Genomic DNA, 20,352 nt, shown 5'->3' with positions numbered 1-20,352 from the left:
CCATTTAGATAATCGCTTATTCTATTACGCTATTCGGCTGATTTTGTTCTGGTGTTGTTGTGGCATGTATATTTCCAGCATAGCCACCTTTAATTAAATCTTTTCTTACCCCAGCCACTTCTTCTAGGGTCACAGGTACAGTTCTATCACCTAACTTATTGCGGACAAAGCTAATTAACTTAGCGAGGTTGGCATCACTGATCACCGAGTTAAAGCTACTCATCGGCATAAAGTTACTGTCTTGTTCCATGAAGTTTGGCGATAATCCACGAATGGTAACGGCAATGGTATCGTAAGGATCACTGTGCATGATTATCCCGTTGTTAAGCAGTGTAGGGGCGATACCTTTTCTACCTTTTCCGTCTTTACCATGGCATGCGCCACAAGTTTGAACATATAAACCATATAGTTTGGCTTCGTTTTCAGGATCGTTGCTACTCAACGGTTTTAGTTCAACGGTTTGAATATCAACATTAGCTGGCACTAAGTCACCAAAACCAGGTGGGTTGAGCTGTGGAACCGATCTATCTAACTCGTTATATTTATCGCCAGTGATCAAATATTCCGAAATGGCTGCGACGTCTTGTTCTGTCAAGAAACGGGTACTGTTTTGTACCACTTCAGCCATACCACCAAATGCGGTTCCCTTATCTGAATGACCAGTTTTTAAAAAGTCAGTTAACGTTTTTACATCCCACCGATCTTGATAAAGCTCTGTTGCGGTAATATTCGGGGCTTTCCAGCCATCAATTAAGTTACCTTGGAAGAGCTCTTTTTCTATCAAGGCTTGTGCAACATTACGTGGAGTATGACATTCCGAACAGTGTCCTAATCCCATGGTTAAATATTTACCCCGTTTCCATTGTTCGGTGGCATCGGCTGGGTATTGCAAAGGCTCGGTATTAAGAAAGGCAATATTCCAGCCAAGTAGTCCTAACCGGATATTACTTGGGAACATCATCTTGTTTTCTTCATTACGAGTATTCACAAAATTAAGCGATTGCATATAAGCCCAAAGTGCTTGGGTGTCTTCATCTGTTACATACTGATAAGACGAGTAGGGCATAGCTGGATAAAGGTAACCATGTTTGCCTTTACCCTTATGTAGCGCATCATAAAATTCATCGTAGGTGTAATCCCCAATACCATAGGTTGGATGTGCTGAAATATTGGTTGAATAAAGCGTACCAAATGGCGTTAAAAATCCTAAACCGCCGCCAAACGGTTCGCCGCCTTCACCAGTGTGACAAGCAATACAATCTCCTGCATAAGCAAGATATTTCCCTTTACTGACCATATCCGGATCAAGCGTTGCGAGTTTCTCGTTTTGTCTATTACCTTGATGGCGAATATAAGCACCTAATGCTTGAATTTCGCTATCGCTGAGTTGCTCTTCAAAAGCAGGCATAAGATTGTTTAAGCCATATTTTACCGTTGAAATAATACCTTCAACGCTGCCATCGTGAAGCCAGATATTATCAGTTAGATTTGGCGCACCAATCGCAGTATTACCTTTTGCATTACTGCCATGACAAGCCGTACAGTTAGCATCAAATACGGTTTTACCGAGTTCAAGCTTGACCGCTGGCTCTGAGATAATGCGGTTTTTTTCAAGTGAAGCGACATAATATGAAACATTCTCAATTTCTTCTTCAGTCAGAATATCTTTCCAACCAGCCATGACCCCGTTACGACCTTTCACAATCGAATGATGGATCGCCTCATCACTGCCACCATAGAGCCACACAGCATCACTTAAATTAGGGAAATGAAGTTGTCCTTGTGCTTGATTTAAATGGCAAGCCGCACAATGTGTTTGAAATAAAGCACGACCCGCGACCACAACTTCAGGCGAAGTACTTAATGCTTGAAATGATGTATCTCCATTAGGTACTTGGCTAATTTGCTTGGCTAACGAGGTGGGAGAGGTTGAAGCAGCTTCACTACTTGATTGCCACTTCATAAGTCCTTGCCAGTTTCCCATGCCAGGATAGAGCACCAAAAAAACGGCAGCAATAATGAAAGCAAGAAGATAAGAAAGGAGTAAAAGATTTGGTACGCCGGCATCGTTTTCATCAATACCATCAAAGCTATCGACGGTTCGATTAGCGTTGGCTGCACTGTTTTTCTTCCAGTAGTACGCAACAACGACGATCATAATTGCGAGAAAAATCAGGGTTAGGATAATGACCCAACCACTCCAAAAAGTACTCATGGTCGTACTCCTTGATCTTGTCCCAGACTTTGTAGATAGGCGATTAGTGCCTGTGCCTTTGTTTTACCATTTACTTCTAGTCGTGCCTGTTTAATTTCCTTATCACTGTAAGGTACACCAAGCTTACGTAACGCTATTAGTTTTGCATCAATATCTTCACCATCGAGCACTTGCTCAAAGAGCCAAGGATAAGAGGGCATGATTGAAGTGGGTACAACATCGCGAGGATTTCTTAAGTGGATGATATGCCATTGATCTGAATATTTCCGACCAAGATTGGTGAGATCTGGTCCGGTTCGTTTTGAACCCCATAAATTGGGATGTTCATAAATATCGTCACTTTCTCGGCTATATCGTCCATAACGTTTAATTTCTGCATTTAATGGACGAACCATCATGGTATGGCAAGTATGACAACCTTCACTGATATAAATATCTCGACCAGCGACCTCTAACGCGGTTAATGGTTTCGCGCTTGATTCTGCAATTAACTTATCTTGGTAAAAAAATGTAGGAAGTACCCATACTAAGAACGAAAAGGCGGCAACCAAAGTTGTTGAAACAATGAGGATCACTACAGATGAGGTAAAATCTTTATTAATCATGAGTATCTACCTTTTCTGTTGCTGCATTCTGGTGCTTAACCGATCTAGGTTTTGGCTGTTTTAGCGTTCTGTATAGGTTATAAATCATTAAAACTATACCTAGTACAAACAACGCGCCACCGATAAAGCGAACTAACATCCACGGTGCACTGAAGTTCATCGCTTCGACAAAACTATAGCTAAGTGAACCATTAGAATCTTCTTTAAGCCACATATAGCCTTGTCCGATCCCAGCAATCCACAGTGCAACGGCATATAGTACAATCCCAATATGCGCAAACCAGAAATGCCATTTAACTAAACGGTTTGACCACAATTGCTCGTGACCATATAAACGAGGGATAAAGTAATAGAATACGGCAATGGCAGACATGCCAACCCAGCCCAAGGCACCTGAATGCACATGCCCTATAATCCAGTCGGTATTATGAGCAATCATATTAAACCAGCGAATGGCTAATAGAGGTCCTTCAAAAGTTGCTAATGCATAGTAAACAATGGCAGAAAAGAAGAACCACATAATGTAGTCGTGTTTAAGTTTCTGCTTGTTGTTAAGCAAGGTCATGATGCTATTAAATGCGCCACCCCAAGAGGGAAGCCATAGAATTAACGACATCACAATGCCGAGATTTTGTAACCAATCAGGAACAGAAGAGTAAATAAGATGGTGTGTGCCGGCCCAAGTATAAAAGCCGACTAAGCCCCAAAAGTGAATAACAGATAAACGGTAAGAATAAATAGGGCGTTCAGCAACCTTCGGAATGAAGTAATAGTTCATACCAATGATGCCTGCAGTTAATAAAAAGCCAACCGCATTATGTCCCCACCACCATTGTACGATGGCATCTTCAGCCCCAGAGTAAATAGAATAGGACTTCCACATCGTGACAGGCAATTCGAGGTTGTTAGCAATAAAAATCATCGCAATAACAATAATAAACGCACCGTAAAACCAGTTAGCAACAAAGATATGATGAACGGTACGTTTGGCAACGGTCATAAAAAACACAATGGCGTACATCACCCAGATAACAGCAATTAAGATATCAATCGGCCATTCAAGTTCAGCGTATTCTTTCGAAGTAGTAAAACCTAGCGGGAGGGTGATAAGGGCGAGAAGAAGGATAAATTGCCATCCCCAAAAGACAGACCAAGCAGCGGCATTGTTATATAGCGGGGTTTTACAAGTGCGTTGAACAATATAAAAGGATGTCCCCATTAAAAGATTAACGACAAAGCCAAAAATGACGCCATTAGTATGCAATGGACGAAGACGACCAAATTGAAAGTATTCAGAATTTAGATTAAGAGCAGGCCAATAAAGTTGTGCTGCTAAAATAACACCAATTAACATTGCAATGAACGCCCAACTAACACTAGCGATCATAAAATACTTAACGATTTTATAATTATACTGAGTATCCATCGACATAACCTTAAAAACTATTGCCGTTTATTGTGATTGATGAGTGGTATCTGTTTTTACGTTACTAAAGTAATACGCGAGATCCTTCATATCTTGATCACTTAAGTCTTTTGCATAACCCTGCATTAATATGGCTAAACCATCAACACGTTGATTTTGTTTATATGCTTTAAGTGCTGCGACCAAATATTGTTGCTTTTGCCCCTGTAAGTTGGGGTAGGTTTCTGTTGCAGAAATACCATCGGCACCATGACAAGTAATACAAACAAGGGCTTTTTGTTTTCCGATCTCAAATTGTTGTTCGGGGATCATTTCTTCTGCAGAAGAAATAAAAGGAGTTACAACTAAACCCACAAACAAAAAACGTTTAATGCATAGGATTAAAGACATGCTCATCCCCCTTTTTTATTTTATTTATAGAAGTCGTAATACAAACGTACACTAATAAAGATAGATGATTTTACAATTTCGCAACATTAGTTTTTAAAAATATCATCATTAATTAAAGGAATAAATCCAAATATATTCCAATTTATTCTAAAAACAGTCATTACTTGTGACTGTTTTTGAATATTTTATGGTATTTCTTCAAATTGTTAATGATAACTATTTTCGTTACTGTTACTAAAACATTGAAAGGAGTAATAGTGCGAATGTTTAATTGTCGACCATCAGTTTGGATGTCAACGTATCAATTTATGTTCTGGTTCTCGTATGGGGTTTATTTACCCTTTAGAGGATTATGGTTAGAAAAATTAGGGATCTCAGATGCCGATATTGGGATGTTGATCGGTTTTGGACTTGCCGCTCGTTGTGTAATCAACTTTACATTAACACCTTTATTTCACAAAGTTGGGCACCTCATACCGTTCCTTCGTTGGTCAATGTTTTTAAGCTTACTCGGCTTTATTGCTTTTATCTGGATAGGTACGATTACGCCAACATTTTGGGTACTTGCATTACTACTGGTGTTATTTAATTTAGCGATTGGTCCTGCGGTAGCTATTTCGGATGCAATATCAAATCACTATGCTCGAGATGATCGACTAGATTATGGCTACACTCGCTTATGGGGAGCGGTTGCATTAACGGTTGCGTCGGCTTGTATGGGATGGGTTGTTAAGAACTTTGGTGTAAGTTCTGTACCAATCATGGGAGCTATTGGCTTGGGTGCAACATTACTAGGTACTCTAATGAAGCCAACTGTACCTATGGTATGCCACCATGATGAGCAAAAAAGAAAGAATATTTTCAAAGTATTATGTTGTAAAGAAACACTGTTATTTTTATTGGTCGCTTCTTTGTTAGAGGGAAGCCATGGTGGTTATTATTTCTTCAGTACAGTCTACTGGAAAGAACAGGGACTAGACTCAGATACGATTGGTTATTTATGGAGTCTATCGACAGTTTCTGTGATCGTTTTTTACTTAATTAGTCGTAAAGCGTTCGCTAAGTGGAAAGTGTCAACATTATTTAGACTTGCTGCAATTGCTGTAGTGCTTCGCTGGGGATTAACTGCAGCGACAAATGACATATATGTTCTTGTTTTCTGTCAGATTCTACATGGTATTACGTTCTCTGGTACGATTTTATCTTCTGTTCGTTATGTCGAAGAAAATCGAAAACATAATTATGTTTCTTTACAGTCGTTATACCATGCAATTCCTGCAGGTTTTGTATTAGCACTTGTATCTGCACTTTGCGGATGGTTAATGCATCATTCTGAAATAAATATGTTCTGGTTTATGGCTGCGATGGGTGTACCTTGTATCTTCTTAAAAGTAAAAGACACTGTGCCAAATAAAAAAGAAGAACAACCATTGAGAAATGAAGCATTTGCTTCAGCATAATGTACAAAAATAAAAAAAGCCGATAATGAAAATTATCGGCTTTTTTATAAGATTGAAATTTAATTCGCCACTTCAAACGCCAAGGCTTTTTTTTCTATCAGTCTAAACGCAATAGAAAGTAGTGCATTAACGGTTAGATACATCGCACCTGCAATTGCAAACACAGTTAACGTATCGTAGGTTTGTGCATTAATACGTTGGGCGTAACCCATGATATCCATAATAGTAATAGTGCTGGCAAGCGATGTGCCTTTAAACACGAGAATCACTTCATTAGAATAAGCCGGTACAGAACGACGAATAGCAAAAGGTAACAAGGTACTTAATGTCGTTTTAGTTTCCATGCCTAATGCACGACATGCTTGCCATTGACCTTTAGGAATTGCATCAAACGCACCTTTAAACAGTTGAGTACTGTAAGCGGCTGTATTTAATGCTAGTGCTAACATCGCACAGAACCACGGTTGGCTGAGCCATTGCCATACAAAGCTATCACGAATACCTTCAAATTGCCCCGGTCCGTAGTAAATCAAAAAGATTTGAACTAACAAAGGCGTACCCGTAAATAGGGTAATGATGCCGCGGCTTAACCAATGTAAAACAGGGGTTCTTAAAATTAATGTCATTGTCATTAATAGAGCGAGAGTACAGCCAACTAATAACGATGCAAGGGTCAATTGTAAGCTGGTGGCAAGGCCATCCAATAATTGCCAAAAGTGTTGTTCATTCATGCCATCGCTCCTTCAACAACCGTTTTTTTGTTGTTGCTTGAACCTTCTCGAACGCTATATTTCGCATCAATCCGTTTAATAATTTGTTGTGTAATTAGAGTGATCACTAAATACACTGCCGCAGCTGTTGCATACCAAGTAAAACTTTCATGCGTCGCTGCAGAGCTTAACTGCGCTTGTTTTAGAAGATCCGTTACACCGATGAGCGATACTAATGCCGTATCTTTTAATAACACCAACCATTGGTTAGTTAACCCTGGTAATGCATGACGGATCGCTTGTGGAATAATAATAGCGACAAATGTTCTTGCCTTGCTGATCCCAAGTGCACTGGCTGCTTCTCTTTGTCCTTTAGGCACAGCTTTAATGGCACCACGGATAGTTTGCGCTGCATAAGAGGCAAAAATCAGTGAAAGCGCAATAACACCTGAAAGAAAAGGACTGATCTCGATATAATCACCCGTGATGTAAAATAAAATCTGACCTGAACCAAAAAAGATGAATAAAACAATCAGTAGTTCAGGTAAGCCTCGTAATACTGTCACTAAGGCTGTCGTTGGCCATGCCACGAAGCGAAATCGAGACATCTCACCGCCAGCAAACAACATAGCCAGCACCAATCCAACCGCTAAACTGGTAAAAGCAAGCTGGACTGTCATCCAGCTAGCTTCTAACAGGGAAAGAGAATATCCCGATAACATCATAATTTACTTACCAAAGTACTTATCAAAAATAACTTGATACTGGCCATCTTGCTTAATTTTAGCGAGTGCCGTATTCAACTGTTTAACCAATTCTTGGTTGCCCTTGTTTACCGCGATACCAAAACCGTTACCGAAGTATTTAGGGTTTGTTACCGGCTTGCCTACATACGCAAGGTTATCGTCTTTCTTCAGCCATTCTGCGATAACTGCAGTATCACCAAATACCGAGTCAATACGGCCATTTTTCATATCAATAAAAGCATCTTGGTAACTTGTGTAAGGAACTGCAGTTACACCTGGCATTTGATCTGTTAAATAGCTCTGGTGAGTGGAACCATTTTGTACCCCAACACGCTTACCCTTAAGAGCGGCGACATCAGAAACTTTACCTTTGATTGAAATAAAGCCAGCAGCATTATCGTAATAAGGTTGAGTAAAGCTCACTTGCTGTTGACGTGCTTCAGTAATGTCCATTGCTGAAATAGCCGCATCGTATCGCTTGAATTTAAGAGCTGGAATTAAGCTATCGAAAGATTGGTTATGAAAAGTACAGGTAGCATCCATCTCTTTACATAGGGCTTTAGCAATATCAACGTCAAAGCCTTGGATTTGATTATTCTCATCCATGTATTCAAAAGGGGCATAGGTTGCTTCCATTGCAAACTTAATGTCTTGCGCCATAGCTTGAGAAGAAACCAGACCGATAATGCTAGCTAATAAAATTTTATTCATCGCGATACTCCATGCGTCTTTACGAACGAATATATATGGGAGATATAATTCGTTAATGTTTTAAATAATCAGCAAATTGTGAGGTTTTAGGGTGACTAAACGCCTCGTTACTGCCGTGTTCAATAATTTTGCCGTTTTCCATGTAAAGCACATGACTGGCGATTTTTTTTGCAAAATCCACTTCGTGGGTAACCACTACTTGGGTAATGCCTGTGCCGCTTAATGTTTTGATGATCTGTACAATTTGGCTTGTGATCTCAGGATCAAGCGCCGCAGTAGGCTCATCAAATAACAACACTTCAGGCTTCATCATCAACGCACGTGCAATTGCTACACGCTGTTGTTGACCGCCAGACAGTTGCAAAGGCCATGCATCGGCTTTATCTGCTAACTGTAATTTTGATAAATGCTCTAGCGCTTCTTTTTTCGCTTGAGCTTTATCGATACCGAGCACTTTTACTGGTGCTTCTATTAAATTTTCCAACACTGTTTTGTGGGGCCACAAATTGTATTGTTGGAATACCATGCCAACTTTACGACGTAGTTTTAAACCATCTTTTTCAACGATTGTTTTTTTAAAATCAAAATAATTTTCTGCAATACTCAGCTCGCCAGCAGAGGCATCTTCCAATAGGTTTAATACCCGTAGTAAAGAGCTTTTACCTGCACCGCTTGGGCCAAGTAAAACCAGCGTTTCACCTTTATTACATTCGAAGGTTACATCATGTAAAACCTGATGCTTACCATAGAATTTATCAATGTTTTTTACTTGAATGCCCATGCGCTTATTCTGCATTTGTTATCACTTGTGGTTTATATTACTTAAGTTGGAATTCTATGCAATAAAAAATTAAAAATAATTTAATTTGTTAATTTATTGTTTAATTTTTAGTCTTTTGGTGGTTTTATATTCTAATTAAAACCGTGAGTTAACGTTTAAATGTAGGTGGGGTAAATGCTGTAATAGCATATTAACAATTACCTAAGTGGAGTGTTTGTTAAGAAGAATCCTAATTGGATAATTATTCAATTTGCGATCGTGTGGTTATGAGTGGGAAAAGATGAGAGTTATAAAAAAGAATATCTTGTGGGAATTATGCTTTAGAAATACTAAGGGATTTGAATTGATCAGTATCGTAACCTTTGATGATTACTTATAGCTTACGTTTAAGAGAAAAACGAGATAGCTTTTATCTAGCCATCTCGTTTATCTTGAACTCATAAACTAACTAAGGTGAAGAGGTGATTTATAAATATTGTTGATGAAATGTATTCTAATCCTTCAAGAAGAATTATTTTTTCGCCCAGACACCTGTTATTGGTTTAGATAGAATTGCTAATACTGCTATTAAACTAATTTCAATCGAAAAAGACCAACAAATATGTCCGATTAACTCACTCCAAAATTCATAACCATTTAGATTCCATAACCAACCAGTTTGCCCATTTAAATAAGCTGGGTGTCTAAAGCCAAGAGCTGGTATAAGGAAGCCGTGCATTACTAGAGTAATAACAATACCGTAAGCAGCACCGTACCAAAGTCTAATTTTTGGAGTTATGGCTGATAAATAAACATAAACAAAAGCAAAAATAAAACTAAATAGCCAATGGTAGAGCATTACAGCCCCCGGAATAGTGATTCCTTGGTATACGTAGTCAAGTGAGTGAGAGTTAATACCTAACCACCCAAGCCAAGCATCAATGTTTAGAGCTGGAGGTGACATTTCACCAGCAACCCTTGGAGGCATGTTGGCTTCCGTTCCTGATTTTATTAAGGAGCTTATAAAACCGCCAACCAAAGTAGCATAGAACAAGATAATGTTATTTTGTTTGTTGAATATCATTGTAAATCATTTTTAATGTTGAAATGGGGGGAGGCAATTCTATCTACAAACTTTGAACACAAACTTAACAAAAATACACATGTAAAGGCTTTTATTGTATGGAGCCGAAAGGAATATAGCTTCGATATGATAAAAATCATATATGAAAGTAAGGTTTTTATTCGTCTGATTTATTCATTATACATATAAAAATAGATCATCATTTATTGTTATGTTATAACATAACAATAAATTGCTATTTGGTTTATTTTTATATCAATACTTTACAACCTTGTTATTGGGATCTTTTATAGATGATGGAACCAAAGGTTTTGTGTTGTATAGCGAATGAATAATAAAGAGAATATAAATGCTTAGAAAAAATCCAACTGGACACATGCCTACTATTTCTGAAACTGCGTTTATTGATCCTACTGCAATTATTTGTGGCAAAGTGATTGTAGAAGATAACGTATTCATTGGGCCTTATGCCGTAATACGTGCAGATGAAGTGAATGAACTGGGTGAAATGGATGCAATTGTGATTAAACGCGATACTAATATTCAAGACGGTGTAGTTATTCACTCAAAAGCGGGGGCTGCAGTTACTATTGGTGAACGTTCTTCTATTGCTCACCGGTCAATCATTCATGGGCCGTGTGAGGTGAGTGATGATGTGTTTATTGGTTTCAACTCAGTGGTATTTAATGCCGTTATTGGTAAAGGGTGTGTGATCCGTCATAACTGCGTTGTAGATGGATTAGATCTGCCTGAAAAATTTCACGTGCCGCCAATGACCAATATTGGTGCAGGTTTTGACTTAAATAGTATTTCGAAAGTCCCACCTGAATATTCCGCTTTTTCTGAATCGGTTGTATCTGCTAACCATGAACTGGTTCAGGGATACAGGAGGATTGCTAATGAGCTTTAAGGTCTCATCGCCAATTTTAGGAGTGCCAACCAACATTATTACTGGGTTTCTTGGGGTCGGGAAAACCTCAGCTATTCTTCACTTAATGAAAAGCAAACCTGATAACGAACGTTGGGCTGTGCTGGTTAATGAGTTTGGTGAAATTGGAGTTGATGGCAGTTTACTGCATGGTCAAAGCGGTAACGAGCAACAGATTTTTATTAAGGAAGTACCCGGCGGCTGTATGTGTTGTACCGCTGGTTTACCAATGCAGATTGCGCTTAATCAATTACTTTCAGAAGCAAAGCCTGATCGCTTGATCATCGAACCCACAGGGCTTGGTCATCCTAAAGAAGTGATGCAAGTGCTTTCTACTGAATATTATCGTGATGTCCTATCGTTACAGAAAAATATCACATTAGTGGATGCAAGAAAGTTATCCGATCCTCGCTACACCTCACATGACACATTTAGACAACAGATTGCGATTGCCGATACGGTGGTAGGAAATAAGACAGATCTTTATCAAGCTGAGGATAAAGAAAAGTTGAAAGCTTTTGTCGCGCAAGTTGCTAGCCTAAAAACGAAAGTGATTTTTGCTAAACATGGTGTGATCCCATTTAATGAGTTTGATGGTGAAACACTTATAGAAGTATTACCGCCTTCTTATCTCCATCGTGATAGGCAAACAAGTGTATCTGAAGAAGCACTATCGGAAGAACTGATACCTGAAAGTGGCGTGATAAAAGCCACTAACCAAGGTGAAGGTTTCAAAAGTATTGGCTGGCGTTTTGCATCTGAAAAAGTCTTTGAACGTCAATCATTACATCAGCTCTTTCAAACATTGAATGTTGAGCGAATGAAGGCCGTGTTTATCACTTCTGATGGGATCTTTGGTTATAACAAAACGGCAGATGGAATCACAGAAGTTGAGCTTGATGAGTGTGCTGAAAGCCGTGTCGAAATTATCGCAGATACATTAGATGATGAATTGGAAGGCAAGCTTTTAGGCTGTTTGATTGTTAATAACATGAGTGAAATAACATGAACAACACTGAAATTAGAGTGCTAACTGAAGAGCAAATATTGCAAGAGCCTGAAGACAATTACATGGATGATTCTCAATTAGCGTTTTTTAAACAAAGATTGATTGATCTTTATGAGTCGACATCTCATCACATTCAAGCCGCGAGAGAGGAGATGGGGCATACGGCAGATGCGAGTGATTTGAGTGATGTCAGTGATCGTGCAACATTAGAAGAGCAATCAGGTATTGCTTTAAGAATTGTTGAACGTGAACAAAAACTTTTGCCCAAAATAAAATTGGCGTTAGAGCGAATTCGTTTAGGTAATTACGGTTATTGCTTAGAGTCCGGTGAGCCAATAGGTATTCCTCGGTTACTGATAAGACCGACCGCAGAGTACAGTGCCGACGTAAAATCTTTGATGGAAATGAAAGAAATCCAATACAAAGATTGATCCTATTTTTTATTATCACTAGGTAGGCTTTTATGAACACAGCGATCATTCCGCAAACTTATCAAGAGTGGCATCACTGCATTACTGTTATTTGCCAGCAACCTTTAACTTTATCGTATGTTGAAGAGCGTATTGCTGCTCTTAACTCTTCTAAAGATTACATGACGAAAAAATTCGTTCAGTTGTATGGCGAATCACAAAGGCAGAAAACACTGCAATGGTTTGAGCAAGCAAAAAATGAGCTTAAGTGAATCAAAAATGTTTCAAGTATTTAGGCTCTACCTAATACGCTAAGTGTTTATAAGACATGAAAAAAGACCACGCATATGTGGTCTTTTTTCATTATGGTTTAGCTATTAGCATAGCGAAATAGCGATTTTATTTTCACACCATTTATACACAGGATCTGTTGTCTGCGTTTGGCAATTTTGGCAATGTTTCCCGCAAGCTAAAGAAGGTGATGAATCACATTTCTCAACTTTTCCACGTAAAATTAATTCGTCTAATAATGCGGTTAACCATCTTGGCTCACACTTCAAATACTGAGTAAGTTGACTAAAGGAAATTACTTTTGCATCACGTACCGTATTTCTTACTGTAATTAGCGATATCATTAATGGCATCCTCCGCAGTTATGTGTCGCTGGTGAGTCTGGTATCGACATTTGCCAATCGACTTTATTGCATAAGCGCTTAATCCCTATAATAAATGCAGTGACGATACTAAAAGCGAAAAACAACCAAAGCAGGCTCTCTAATGGATGTGCTTTGAAAGTCGCGGTTTGATAGAAGGCGATTGAAAGCGCATAGGCGACAACCACTCCCCATGCAGTCGATAACCAAGCCCAATTTCGACCAATTTCTTTGGCGATAACACCAATAGTTGAAACGCAAGGCACGTAGAGTAAAACAAAGATTAAGTAAGCATAGGCTCCTGCCATTGAACCAAATTCTTTGTGCATTTGACCCATTGCGGTTGTTCCCATAGAGCCATCGGCTTCACTGGCTTTTATCGGGTTTTTAAGTGTTGATAAAGAAAAACTATCGGCAACACCATCAATGGTGTCTTGCCATGCCACTTTTAACTCTGACAGTAGATGGAAAGATTGCCCATCATCTGCAGCGGCTTGATTGTCACTTAATTCTGCGCTGTATAGGGTATTTAAAGTGCCGACAACCACTTCTTTTGCTAAAAAGCCCGTTAATAATCCCACACTGGCTGGCCAATTTTGCTCATTCACACCAAGTGGAGATAATACAGGTGTTACCCAACGACCAATTTCTGATAAGGCTGAATTTTGTTGGTTATTGTTTTCAATAACTTGTCCTTCAAAATTTACGCTATTCAATGCCATTACGAGCATACAAATCGGAATGATGATCTTACACGCTTTGACTAAAAATCCACGTAAGCGACTCCAACTGTGGATAAGCGTCGTTTTAACGCTTGGAAGGTGGTAAGTTGGTAACTCCATAATATAAGGTGATGCTTCACCCGTTAATAAGGTTTTTTTCAGCACAAAACCAGTAATGACAGCGACAAAAATACCTAGCAAGTAAAGCGAAAAAACAATAAAACTGCCCATACCATGGAAGAAAGCTGCTGAGAAAACGCCGAAAATCGCTAATCTTGCGCCACATGACATAAAGGGTGCCATCATGGACGTTAAGATACGATCTCTTGGCGTATCTAGGGTACGCGAAGCCATTATGGAGGGGATGTTGCAACCAAACCCTACAATAAGTGGAACAAAGGATTTTCCTGGCAATCCAATCGTAGACATAAAGCGATCAATAACAAACGCTGCTCGCGCCATATAACCGCTATCTTCTAATATTGATAGATAAAGGAACATCAAACCAATTTGAGGAATAAAGGGCATAACGGTATTTATACCGCCACCAAGCCCTTGCGATAAAATTGCAGTTAGCCAACTAGGAAAACCGAGTGATGAACATAACCATGCGGTGCCATTAATGAATATTGCTGCAGAGCCTTCATCAAAAATAGGTTGAAGCCCACCACCAATATTTATTGATAGCCAAAACATTAAATACATCACGATGAGGAAAATCGGAATCCCCAAATAACGGTTAAGCACAACCTTATCTATCCATTGAGTCAGATTATGCTGTCCTGCATGGTAACTTGAGATGCAATGATGAATGATCTCGGCAACTGTTTGGTAGCGCGCATCAGCAATTAATAAATCAATATTTTCATTATGTGTATTTGAAAAATCGGCTTGTAATTGAGAGACAAATGAGGCGATATCTGTACCGTTTATATATTTGTTGGCAGATGAATCTGATTCAAGCAAACGTATAGCAAGCCACTTTTTTCTATTGCTAACGATTATTTGATCTTGGAATACGTCAGAAAGTTGAGAAATGGTATGGTCTAATTCGGGTGGAAATTGAGTAAATAAACGTGGCAGTGATTTTTTTTGTAAATGTTTTTCAATTGAGGACTTTAAATCATCGAGTCCTTTAGATTTATTTGCAACTAATGAAACAACAGGGCAACCGAGTTCAGATTCCAACTTTTTCGCATCGATATTTATATTTTTTTGTTTAGCAATATCTAACATGTTAAGTACAATAATGCATGGGATTTTCATTTCAAGCAGTTGTAATGTTAAATATAAATTTCTCTCAATGTTGGCTGCGTCGATAATATTAACGACAAGATCCGCCTCATCAGAGAGAATATATTCACAAGCGATGCGCTCATCGAGTGAACCTTGCTCATCGGATGAAGACATAGAATAAATACCAGGCAAATCTACAATATTTATATTCTTATTATGGTAAGAATAGTTGCCTTCTTTTTTATCTACAGTAACTCCAGCCCAGTTGCCTGTGCGTTGTCTTGCGCCAGTTAAGGCATTAAACAGTGTTGTTTTTCCACAGTTAGGGTTACCTAGTAAGGCAATCGTGTTTGCCATTATTTACTCTCCAAGTAAGTACTTATAGATGTAAGTTTAATTTTAATATATGGACAAAACGAAATGATATCGCTTATCAATACACTTATAAAAATAATACTTGGCTTAGTCAATAAATATCTTTGTTATGAAGATGAAAATATGGTCTTTTTTTATATATAATTTATTCACTGTGTTAGGCTGTTAATATTTTTGAATTTTTAATTTTCATTTTTGATGGAGGTAATATTTGGCATTCATAAGGAGGTCTATAAATATAAAAAATTAATAGTTAAATAATGTTAATAAATAACAAAGATATTATAATACAAAGTTATATAATAGATGTTTATAATGTTAATGAGGTAGGGGAGTATTTTAAATTTTTTATTAAGTGATTTTTATGGGAATGATTTATATAGTTATAAGTTATTAATATATTTTATTAGTGATTTAATATTAAAGATCAATCTTATTATTTTAAATAACTATACTTTAGTTCTCTTCATATTGATATAGCGCCTATTCAATAATCTATGATATAGGCGCTCTAAAAAATAATTAAAGACTATTAAAACGTAGCTGTTTTAATATTACTAAGTATTTTCAGATAATAACACGCAGATAATACTGAACATACAGGCAAGTAAAATACCTATAAACCAAGCGATGAACCACATAATTTATATTCCTAATAAAGTGATGTACTATTTTTTTCTATAAATTTAGAGTCGAGGCTACCAAACATTTTATAGTAACACCATGAGGTGTAAGCTAATATAATTGGAACCATAATGAATGCTACTATAGTCATGATCTTAAGTGTCAGCTTAGATGATGTTGCATCCCAAATGGTAAAACTGATGTTCGGATCTAGACTTGAAGGCATAATAAATGGGAATGTTGCAAAACCAAACGTTAAGATAACACCTACCATAGTTAGACTTGAGAATAAGAAAGCAAAACCAGCACGGTTGGCACGTGAACAAAGCGCTGTCAGTAACGGCATCACCACAGCAAGAATTGGTGCAATCCATAGTGCTGGGTAGTTCGCATAGTTAATAAACAATGCACCTGTCTGACGCATTACATCTTTTGTTGTTGGATCTGAAGGTGCATTTTTAATGATTTCAGATGTAATCACATAACCATTGATGCTTTGAGATACAAAGCCAGCAATAACAAATACAGCAACCATTAGTATTGCAGAGCCTGCAGCAACCTTACGAGAACGCTCATGAATGGCATCTGTTGTTTTCATTTGTAGGAATGTCGCACCTTGTGTCACGATCATCAGTAAGCTAACCACACCACATAATAATGCGAATGGATTTAGCAGACCAAAGAATGAACCCTTATAAGTTGGGATCAAGAACTCGTTTAGCTCAAATGGAACACCTTGCATTAGGTTACCGAACGAAACACCGAAGATCACAGGTGGTACAAAGCTACCTACGAAGATTGCTTTATCCCAAAGACTACGCCATTGTGGAGCTGTCAACTTTGAACGGTAATCGAAGCCAAGAGGACGAAGCCAAAGTGCAGCTAGCGTTAAAATTATTGCGACATAGAAGCCAGATAACACAGTCCCATAAACTAAAGGCCATGCCGCAAACAAAGTACCACCTATAGTGATTAGCCATACTTGGTTACCATCCCAGTGAGGTGCGATAGAATTGATCATTACTCGACGTTCGTTATCTGTTTTACCAATAATATGAGATAGGATACCTACACCCATATCGAAGCCATCAGTAATTGCAAAACCGATGCAAAGCATACCGATTAGTATCCACCAAATTAGTCGTAAGCTTTCATAATCAAACATTATTTGTTTTCCCCAGCGTAAGCTTCAACCTGATAAGAAACAATATTTCTTGGTTTATCACTTTGTTCAAAGTAGTAACGACCTGTCTTCAAGCTACTTGGACCTAAGCGAGCAAATTTAATCATTAAATAAGATTCAGCGATTAAGAATAAAATATAAAGACCGATAACAAGTGACAGTGAAAATAATAATTGTGAAGTATCTAATTGAGATGCTGCGATGTTCACAGGTAACACTTCACTAACAGCCCAAGGCTGACGACCATATTCTGCAACGAACCAACCTGATTCAATTGCAAGCCAAGGTAGTGGAATACCAAGTAGTGCAGCTTTTAGTACTAGTTTATTAGACGTGATCTTATGACGACAAGACTGAATAAATGCAGCTCCAATAATTGTAAACATTAAGAAGCCAGCAGCCACCATGATTCGGAAGCTAAAGAATAAAGGCCAAACTTTAGGAATAGAATCATCAACGGCCTTTTGAATTTGACTTAAAGTCGCGTCTACAACTTTTTCAGTATAAGGTTTAAGTAATAACCCATAGCCAAGATCTTTTTTAACGTTATTGAAAGCTGCAATATTTTCAGTCGTCTTATCACCTGAACGTAATTTCTCTAAAAGACCATACGCAACCATACCGTTCCGAATTCGTTCTTCATTTTCTTTTTTAAGATCATCTATTCCTTTTACAGGGGTATCTAGAGAACGTGTTGCAATAATTCCCATTAGATAAGGTATTTTGATAGCGTAATCAGTTTCCATTGATTCCTGATTAGGGAAACCAAATGCAGTGAATGATGCTGGTGCACTCTCTGTGTGCCACTCAGCTTCAATTGCGGCTAATTTTGTTTGCTGAATATGACCTAACTCATATCCCGATTCATCTCCTAAGAGCATTACAGAAATAATTGAAAATAAACCAAAAGAAGCAGCAATTGTAAATGAACGCTTAGCAAAATCTATATCGCGTCCTTTTAGTAAGTAATATGCACTAATACCTATTACGAACATTGAACCACAAACATACCCAGAGGAAACTGTATGTACAAACTTAACTTGTGCAATAGGATTGAAGAGCACGTCTGTAAAATTAACCATCTCCATTCGCATAGTTTCAAAATTAAATGTAGCGCCTTTAGGATTTTGCATCCATGCATTCGCAATAAGAATAAATAATGCCGACATATTTGAGCCAAAGGCTACACAACAAGTAACAGCAAGATGTTGACGCTTTGATAAACGATCCCAACCAAAGAAAAACAAACCGATCATGGTTGATTCAAGAAAAAAAGCTAACAATGCTTCAATAGCTAGAGGAACACCAAAGATATCACCAACATAATGAGAGTAATAAGACCAATTTGTACCAAATTGAAACTCAAAAGTTAAACCAGTTGCGACACCAATTGCAAAATTAATAGCAAAAAGTTTACCCCAAAATTTTGTCATATCCTTATATATTTTTTTACCTGTTAAAACATAGGTTGATTCCATTATAACTAATAAAAATGTCATACCTAATGTGAGAGGTACGAATAAAAAGTGAAACATTGCAGTAAGTGCAAATTGGAGTCTTGATAGATCTACTACATCTAATATCATGAGATTTATGTTATCCATCTAAATTTAAAATTAAGGAGATGAAAAAGCTCACCTCCCCTATTATTTATATATGATTTATATTAGATATGACTTTATTGTGTTTTTACCATTTTTCTGATCGGAAATTAATACTTTATTAGAGGTAACAGTTATACCTTGAGGGTTGTTAGTATTACCAAGATCATATTTTTTTAGTATTTTAGAAGTGTTTTTATCTATTATTATTAATTGTTTTCCAGAGTTATTTAGTAAAAACATATTATTTCCTCTAATAGCCATACCTGTTATTGATGGTGTAACTACAGTATTTAATGATATAATATTCTCTGAATTTAAAATCATATCTTCTAAGCTAAAGTGTGATAATACTAATTTTTTATTAAACTTATTTGGTAAAGATAAAGTTAAATACTCTTTATTATCAACAGCACTACTACCAATATAACTATTTTTTGCCCTTATAGTATTTAAATTACCTCTACTAATTTCTTTCATCTTAAATAATTTATCAATCGATAACTTCACATAGCTTTTATATGTGGAGTTAACAATTAAATATCTATTTTTATAAATAGATATTCCAGATATATTATTTACATCAGTGGAGAACTTAGAATCAATTTTATATTTACTCAATATTTTTGAAAATTTAGAGTCTACAATATAAACCCAATTTTTATTAGTAGAAAAAGCTATAATATTATACTCTTTTGAATAAGTTATCCCTGTTATCCTACCGTTAACTCCACTTGGTAAGTCTATAATATTATTGGGTGTTATGATTTTTCCATCTTCGAGTTTCGTATCATCGTCAACTTTTAATTTATCAAAGTTTGGTTGTTCTATATAATTACTTCCTCTGAAAGAGAAACTCGAAATTGAAGGCCAATGTTTTGTACTCCATACCGTATCACTTAAGCTATAGCTAAAACTCTCTGGATTTGACTGCCCAATAAAAGGTGGTGGTCCAACTTGGGTAAATGCTTGGATAACGTTTAATGAAGCAATAAAAATAAAGCTATAACCTGATAATTTTTGTATCAATCCCCAGCGAATATATGTTGAACTTATTAATCCCTCATCATCAGAGAATCCTATTAAAAAAGACATTATTAATAATGTGGAAATGAATAATAGTACTCCCCATATATATTCGTGTGCACCAAGTACTAATCCGCCAAAACCTTGTCCAATATCTTGATGAAGATGAGCAGAGCTATGGTAGATACTTAACCATAACCCGTATATACATATAATATAAAATGTACATATATATTTTAATCTTAGGCCATATCGAGATATAATAAGAAAGTTGAGAGATATAAGAATAATAGCAATTCTTTCTTCCCAACAGATTATACATGGGTTATCACCAAGAGTATAACTAAGTATAATGGTAGCAATACCAATAGGAATACAATTAAAACCTAAGGATAAAACTGAAGACAAAAAAGATACTTGAAAACGATTTAAAAGCTTCAATTAATAATTCCCCATAGGTAGTATCATTTCCCAACAA

20 protein-coding genes are annotated in these 20,352 nt (G+C 37.2%); 5 read left to right on the top strand and 15 right to left on the bottom strand.

All coding sequences use genetic code 11. From position 1 onward, the window contains the following. Positions 1-16 precede the first annotated feature (16 nt). From ccoP to CTN01_RS04805, 4 genes are read right to left on the bottom strand one after another with little or no spacing between them, the layout of a single operon-like run. Complete coding sequence (gene ccoP, locus CTN01_RS04820) at positions 17-2,215, bottom strand: cytochrome-c oxidase, cbb3-type subunit III (protein WP_045148645.1); 2,199 nt, start codon at positions 2,213-2,215, stop codon at positions 17-19. Next, positions 2,212-2,820 (bottom strand): cytochrome-c oxidase, cbb3-type subunit II, encoded by a 609-nt coding sequence (gene ccoO, locus CTN01_RS04815; RefSeq protein ID WP_005368320.1) that lies wholly within the window; start codon positions 2,818-2,820, stop codon positions 2,212-2,214. Before ccoO ends, ccoP begins: the two co-directional genes overlap by 4 nt. After that, complete coding sequence (gene ccoN / locus CTN01_RS04810) at positions 2,813-4,246, bottom strand: cytochrome-c oxidase, cbb3-type subunit I (RefSeq protein WP_045148643.1); 1,434 nt, start codon at positions 4,244-4,246, stop codon at positions 2,813-2,815. Before ccoN ends, ccoO begins: the two co-directional genes overlap by 8 nt. A gap of 27 nt (positions 4,247-4,273) precedes the next feature. Continuing rightward, a complete protein-coding gene (locus tag CTN01_RS04805) occupies positions 4,274-4,636 on the bottom strand; it encodes a c-type cytochrome (RefSeq protein WP_045148641.1) in 363 nt (120 codons plus the stop codon). A gap of 263 nt (positions 4,637-4,899) precedes the next feature. Here CTN01_RS04805 and CTN01_RS04800 point away from each other — a divergent pair, with 263 nt between their 5' ends. Continuing rightward, positions 4,900-6,096, top strand: a complete 1,197-nt coding sequence (locus tag CTN01_RS04800; protein WP_045083468.1) for a 3-phenylpropionate MFS transporter — start codon at positions 4,900-4,902, stop codon at positions 6,094-6,096. Positions 6,097-6,155: 59 nt separating this feature from the next. Here the strand turns inward: CTN01_RS04800 and artM are convergent, their stop codons facing one another. The 5 genes from artM to CTN01_RS04775 form a co-directional block, all read right to left on the bottom strand. Then, positions 6,156-6,827, bottom strand: a complete 672-nt coding sequence (gene artM / locus CTN01_RS04795; protein ID WP_045148640.1) for an arginine ABC transporter permease ArtM — start codon at positions 6,825-6,827, stop codon at positions 6,156-6,158. Further along, entirely contained in the window at positions 6,824-7,531 is a 708-nt protein-coding gene (gene artQ, locus CTN01_RS04790; RefSeq protein WP_045083467.1) for an arginine ABC transporter permease ArtQ, read from the bottom strand. The genes artM and artQ overlap by 4 nt, the downstream gene beginning before the upstream one ends. A gap of 3 nt (positions 7,532-7,534) precedes the next feature. After that, positions 7,535-8,263 (bottom strand): arginine ABC transporter substrate-binding protein, encoded by a 729-nt coding sequence (locus CTN01_RS04785; RefSeq protein ID WP_045148639.1) that lies wholly within the window; start codon positions 8,261-8,263, stop codon positions 7,535-7,537. Positions 8,264-8,315: 52 nt separating this feature from the next. After that, a complete protein-coding gene (artP, locus tag CTN01_RS04780; protein WP_045083559.1) occupies positions 8,316-9,044 on the bottom strand; it encodes an arginine ABC transporter ATP-binding protein ArtP in 729 nt (242 codons plus the stop codon). A 511-nt stretch (positions 9,045-9,555) separates the two neighbouring features. Then, positions 9,556-10,107 carry a YagU family protein gene (locus CTN01_RS04775; protein WP_005368312.1) on the bottom strand — a complete coding sequence of 184 codons (552 nt, stop codon included), beginning with the start codon at positions 10,105-10,107 and terminating at the stop codon, positions 9,556-9,558. A 349-nt stretch (positions 10,108-10,456) separates the two neighbouring features. On the opposite strand from CTN01_RS04775, the gene CTN01_RS04770 reads away from it, so the two are divergent. The 4 genes from CTN01_RS04770 to CTN01_RS04755 are packed head-to-tail and all read left to right on the top strand — an operon-like array spanning position 10,457 to position 12,726. Further along, positions 10,457-11,017, top strand: a complete 561-nt coding sequence (locus CTN01_RS04770; protein ID WP_045148638.1) for an LbetaH domain-containing protein — start codon at positions 10,457-10,459, stop codon at positions 11,015-11,017. Beyond that, complete coding sequence (locus CTN01_RS04765; protein WP_045148636.1) at positions 11,007-12,044, top strand: CobW family GTP-binding protein; 1,038 nt, start codon at positions 11,007-11,009, stop codon at positions 12,042-12,044. Before CTN01_RS04770 ends, CTN01_RS04765 begins: the two co-directional genes overlap by 11 nt. Next, entirely contained in the window at positions 12,041-12,475 is a 435-nt protein-coding gene (locus CTN01_RS04760) for a TraR/DksA family transcriptional regulator (protein WP_045083464.1), read from the top strand. Before CTN01_RS04765 ends, CTN01_RS04760 begins: the two co-directional genes overlap by 4 nt. Positions 12,476-12,507: 32 nt before the next feature. Then, the gene (locus CTN01_RS04755) at positions 12,508-12,726 is read left to right on the top strand and encodes a hypothetical protein (RefSeq protein ID WP_045148634.1); all 219 of its coding nucleotides are present in this window, start codon (positions 12,508-12,510) and stop codon (positions 12,724-12,726) included. A gap of 105 nt (positions 12,727-12,831) precedes the next feature. Here CTN01_RS04755 and CTN01_RS04750 read toward each other — a convergent pair whose 3' ends face one another. From CTN01_RS04750 to CTN01_RS04725, 6 genes are all read right to left on the bottom strand, one after another. Beyond that, positions 12,832-13,089: a FeoC-like transcriptional regulator gene (locus CTN01_RS04750; protein ID WP_080896191.1), complete on the bottom strand. Its 258-nt coding sequence runs from the start codon at positions 13,087-13,089 to the stop codon at positions 12,832-12,834. Further along, positions 13,089-15,422, bottom strand: coding sequence for a Fe(2+) transporter permease subunit FeoB (feoB, locus tag CTN01_RS04745; RefSeq protein WP_045148633.1), 2,334 nt, complete (start codon positions 15,420-15,422; stop codon positions 13,089-13,091). The genes CTN01_RS04750 and feoB overlap by 1 nt, the downstream gene beginning before the upstream one ends. A gap of 575 nt (positions 15,423-15,997) precedes the next feature. Next, the gene (locus CTN01_RS04740; protein WP_080896190.1) at positions 15,998-16,081 is read right to left on the bottom strand and encodes a cytochrome bd oxidase small subunit, CydX/CbdX family; all 84 of its coding nucleotides are present in this window, start codon (positions 16,079-16,081) and stop codon (positions 15,998-16,000) included. Between the two features lie 11 nt (positions 16,082-16,092). Then, positions 16,093-17,229, bottom strand: coding sequence for a cytochrome d ubiquinol oxidase subunit II (cydB, locus tag CTN01_RS04735; protein ID WP_045148632.1), 1,137 nt, complete (start codon positions 17,227-17,229; stop codon positions 16,093-16,095). Continuing rightward, positions 17,229-18,830: a cytochrome ubiquinol oxidase subunit I gene (locus tag CTN01_RS04730; RefSeq protein ID WP_181318106.1), complete on the bottom strand. Its 1,602-nt coding sequence runs from the start codon at positions 18,828-18,830 to the stop codon at positions 17,229-17,231. The genes cydB and CTN01_RS04730 overlap by 1 nt, the downstream gene beginning before the upstream one ends. A gap of 78 nt (positions 18,831-18,908) precedes the next feature. Next, the gene (locus CTN01_RS04725; RefSeq protein WP_107342105.1) at positions 18,909-20,315 is read right to left on the bottom strand and encodes a disulfide bond formation protein B; all 1,407 of its coding nucleotides are present in this window, start codon (positions 20,313-20,315) and stop codon (positions 18,909-18,911) included. Positions 20,316-20,352 lie beyond the last annotated feature (37 nt).

It is taken from the genome of Photobacterium angustum, assembly GCF_003026365.1.
In the GTDB taxonomy this organism is placed as follows: domain Bacteria; phylum Pseudomonadota; class Gammaproteobacteria; order Enterobacterales; family Vibrionaceae; genus Photobacterium; species Photobacterium angustum.
The sequence above is the reverse complement of the archived record's forward strand: the minus strand, read 5'-3'. Positions and strand labels throughout refer to the sequence as shown.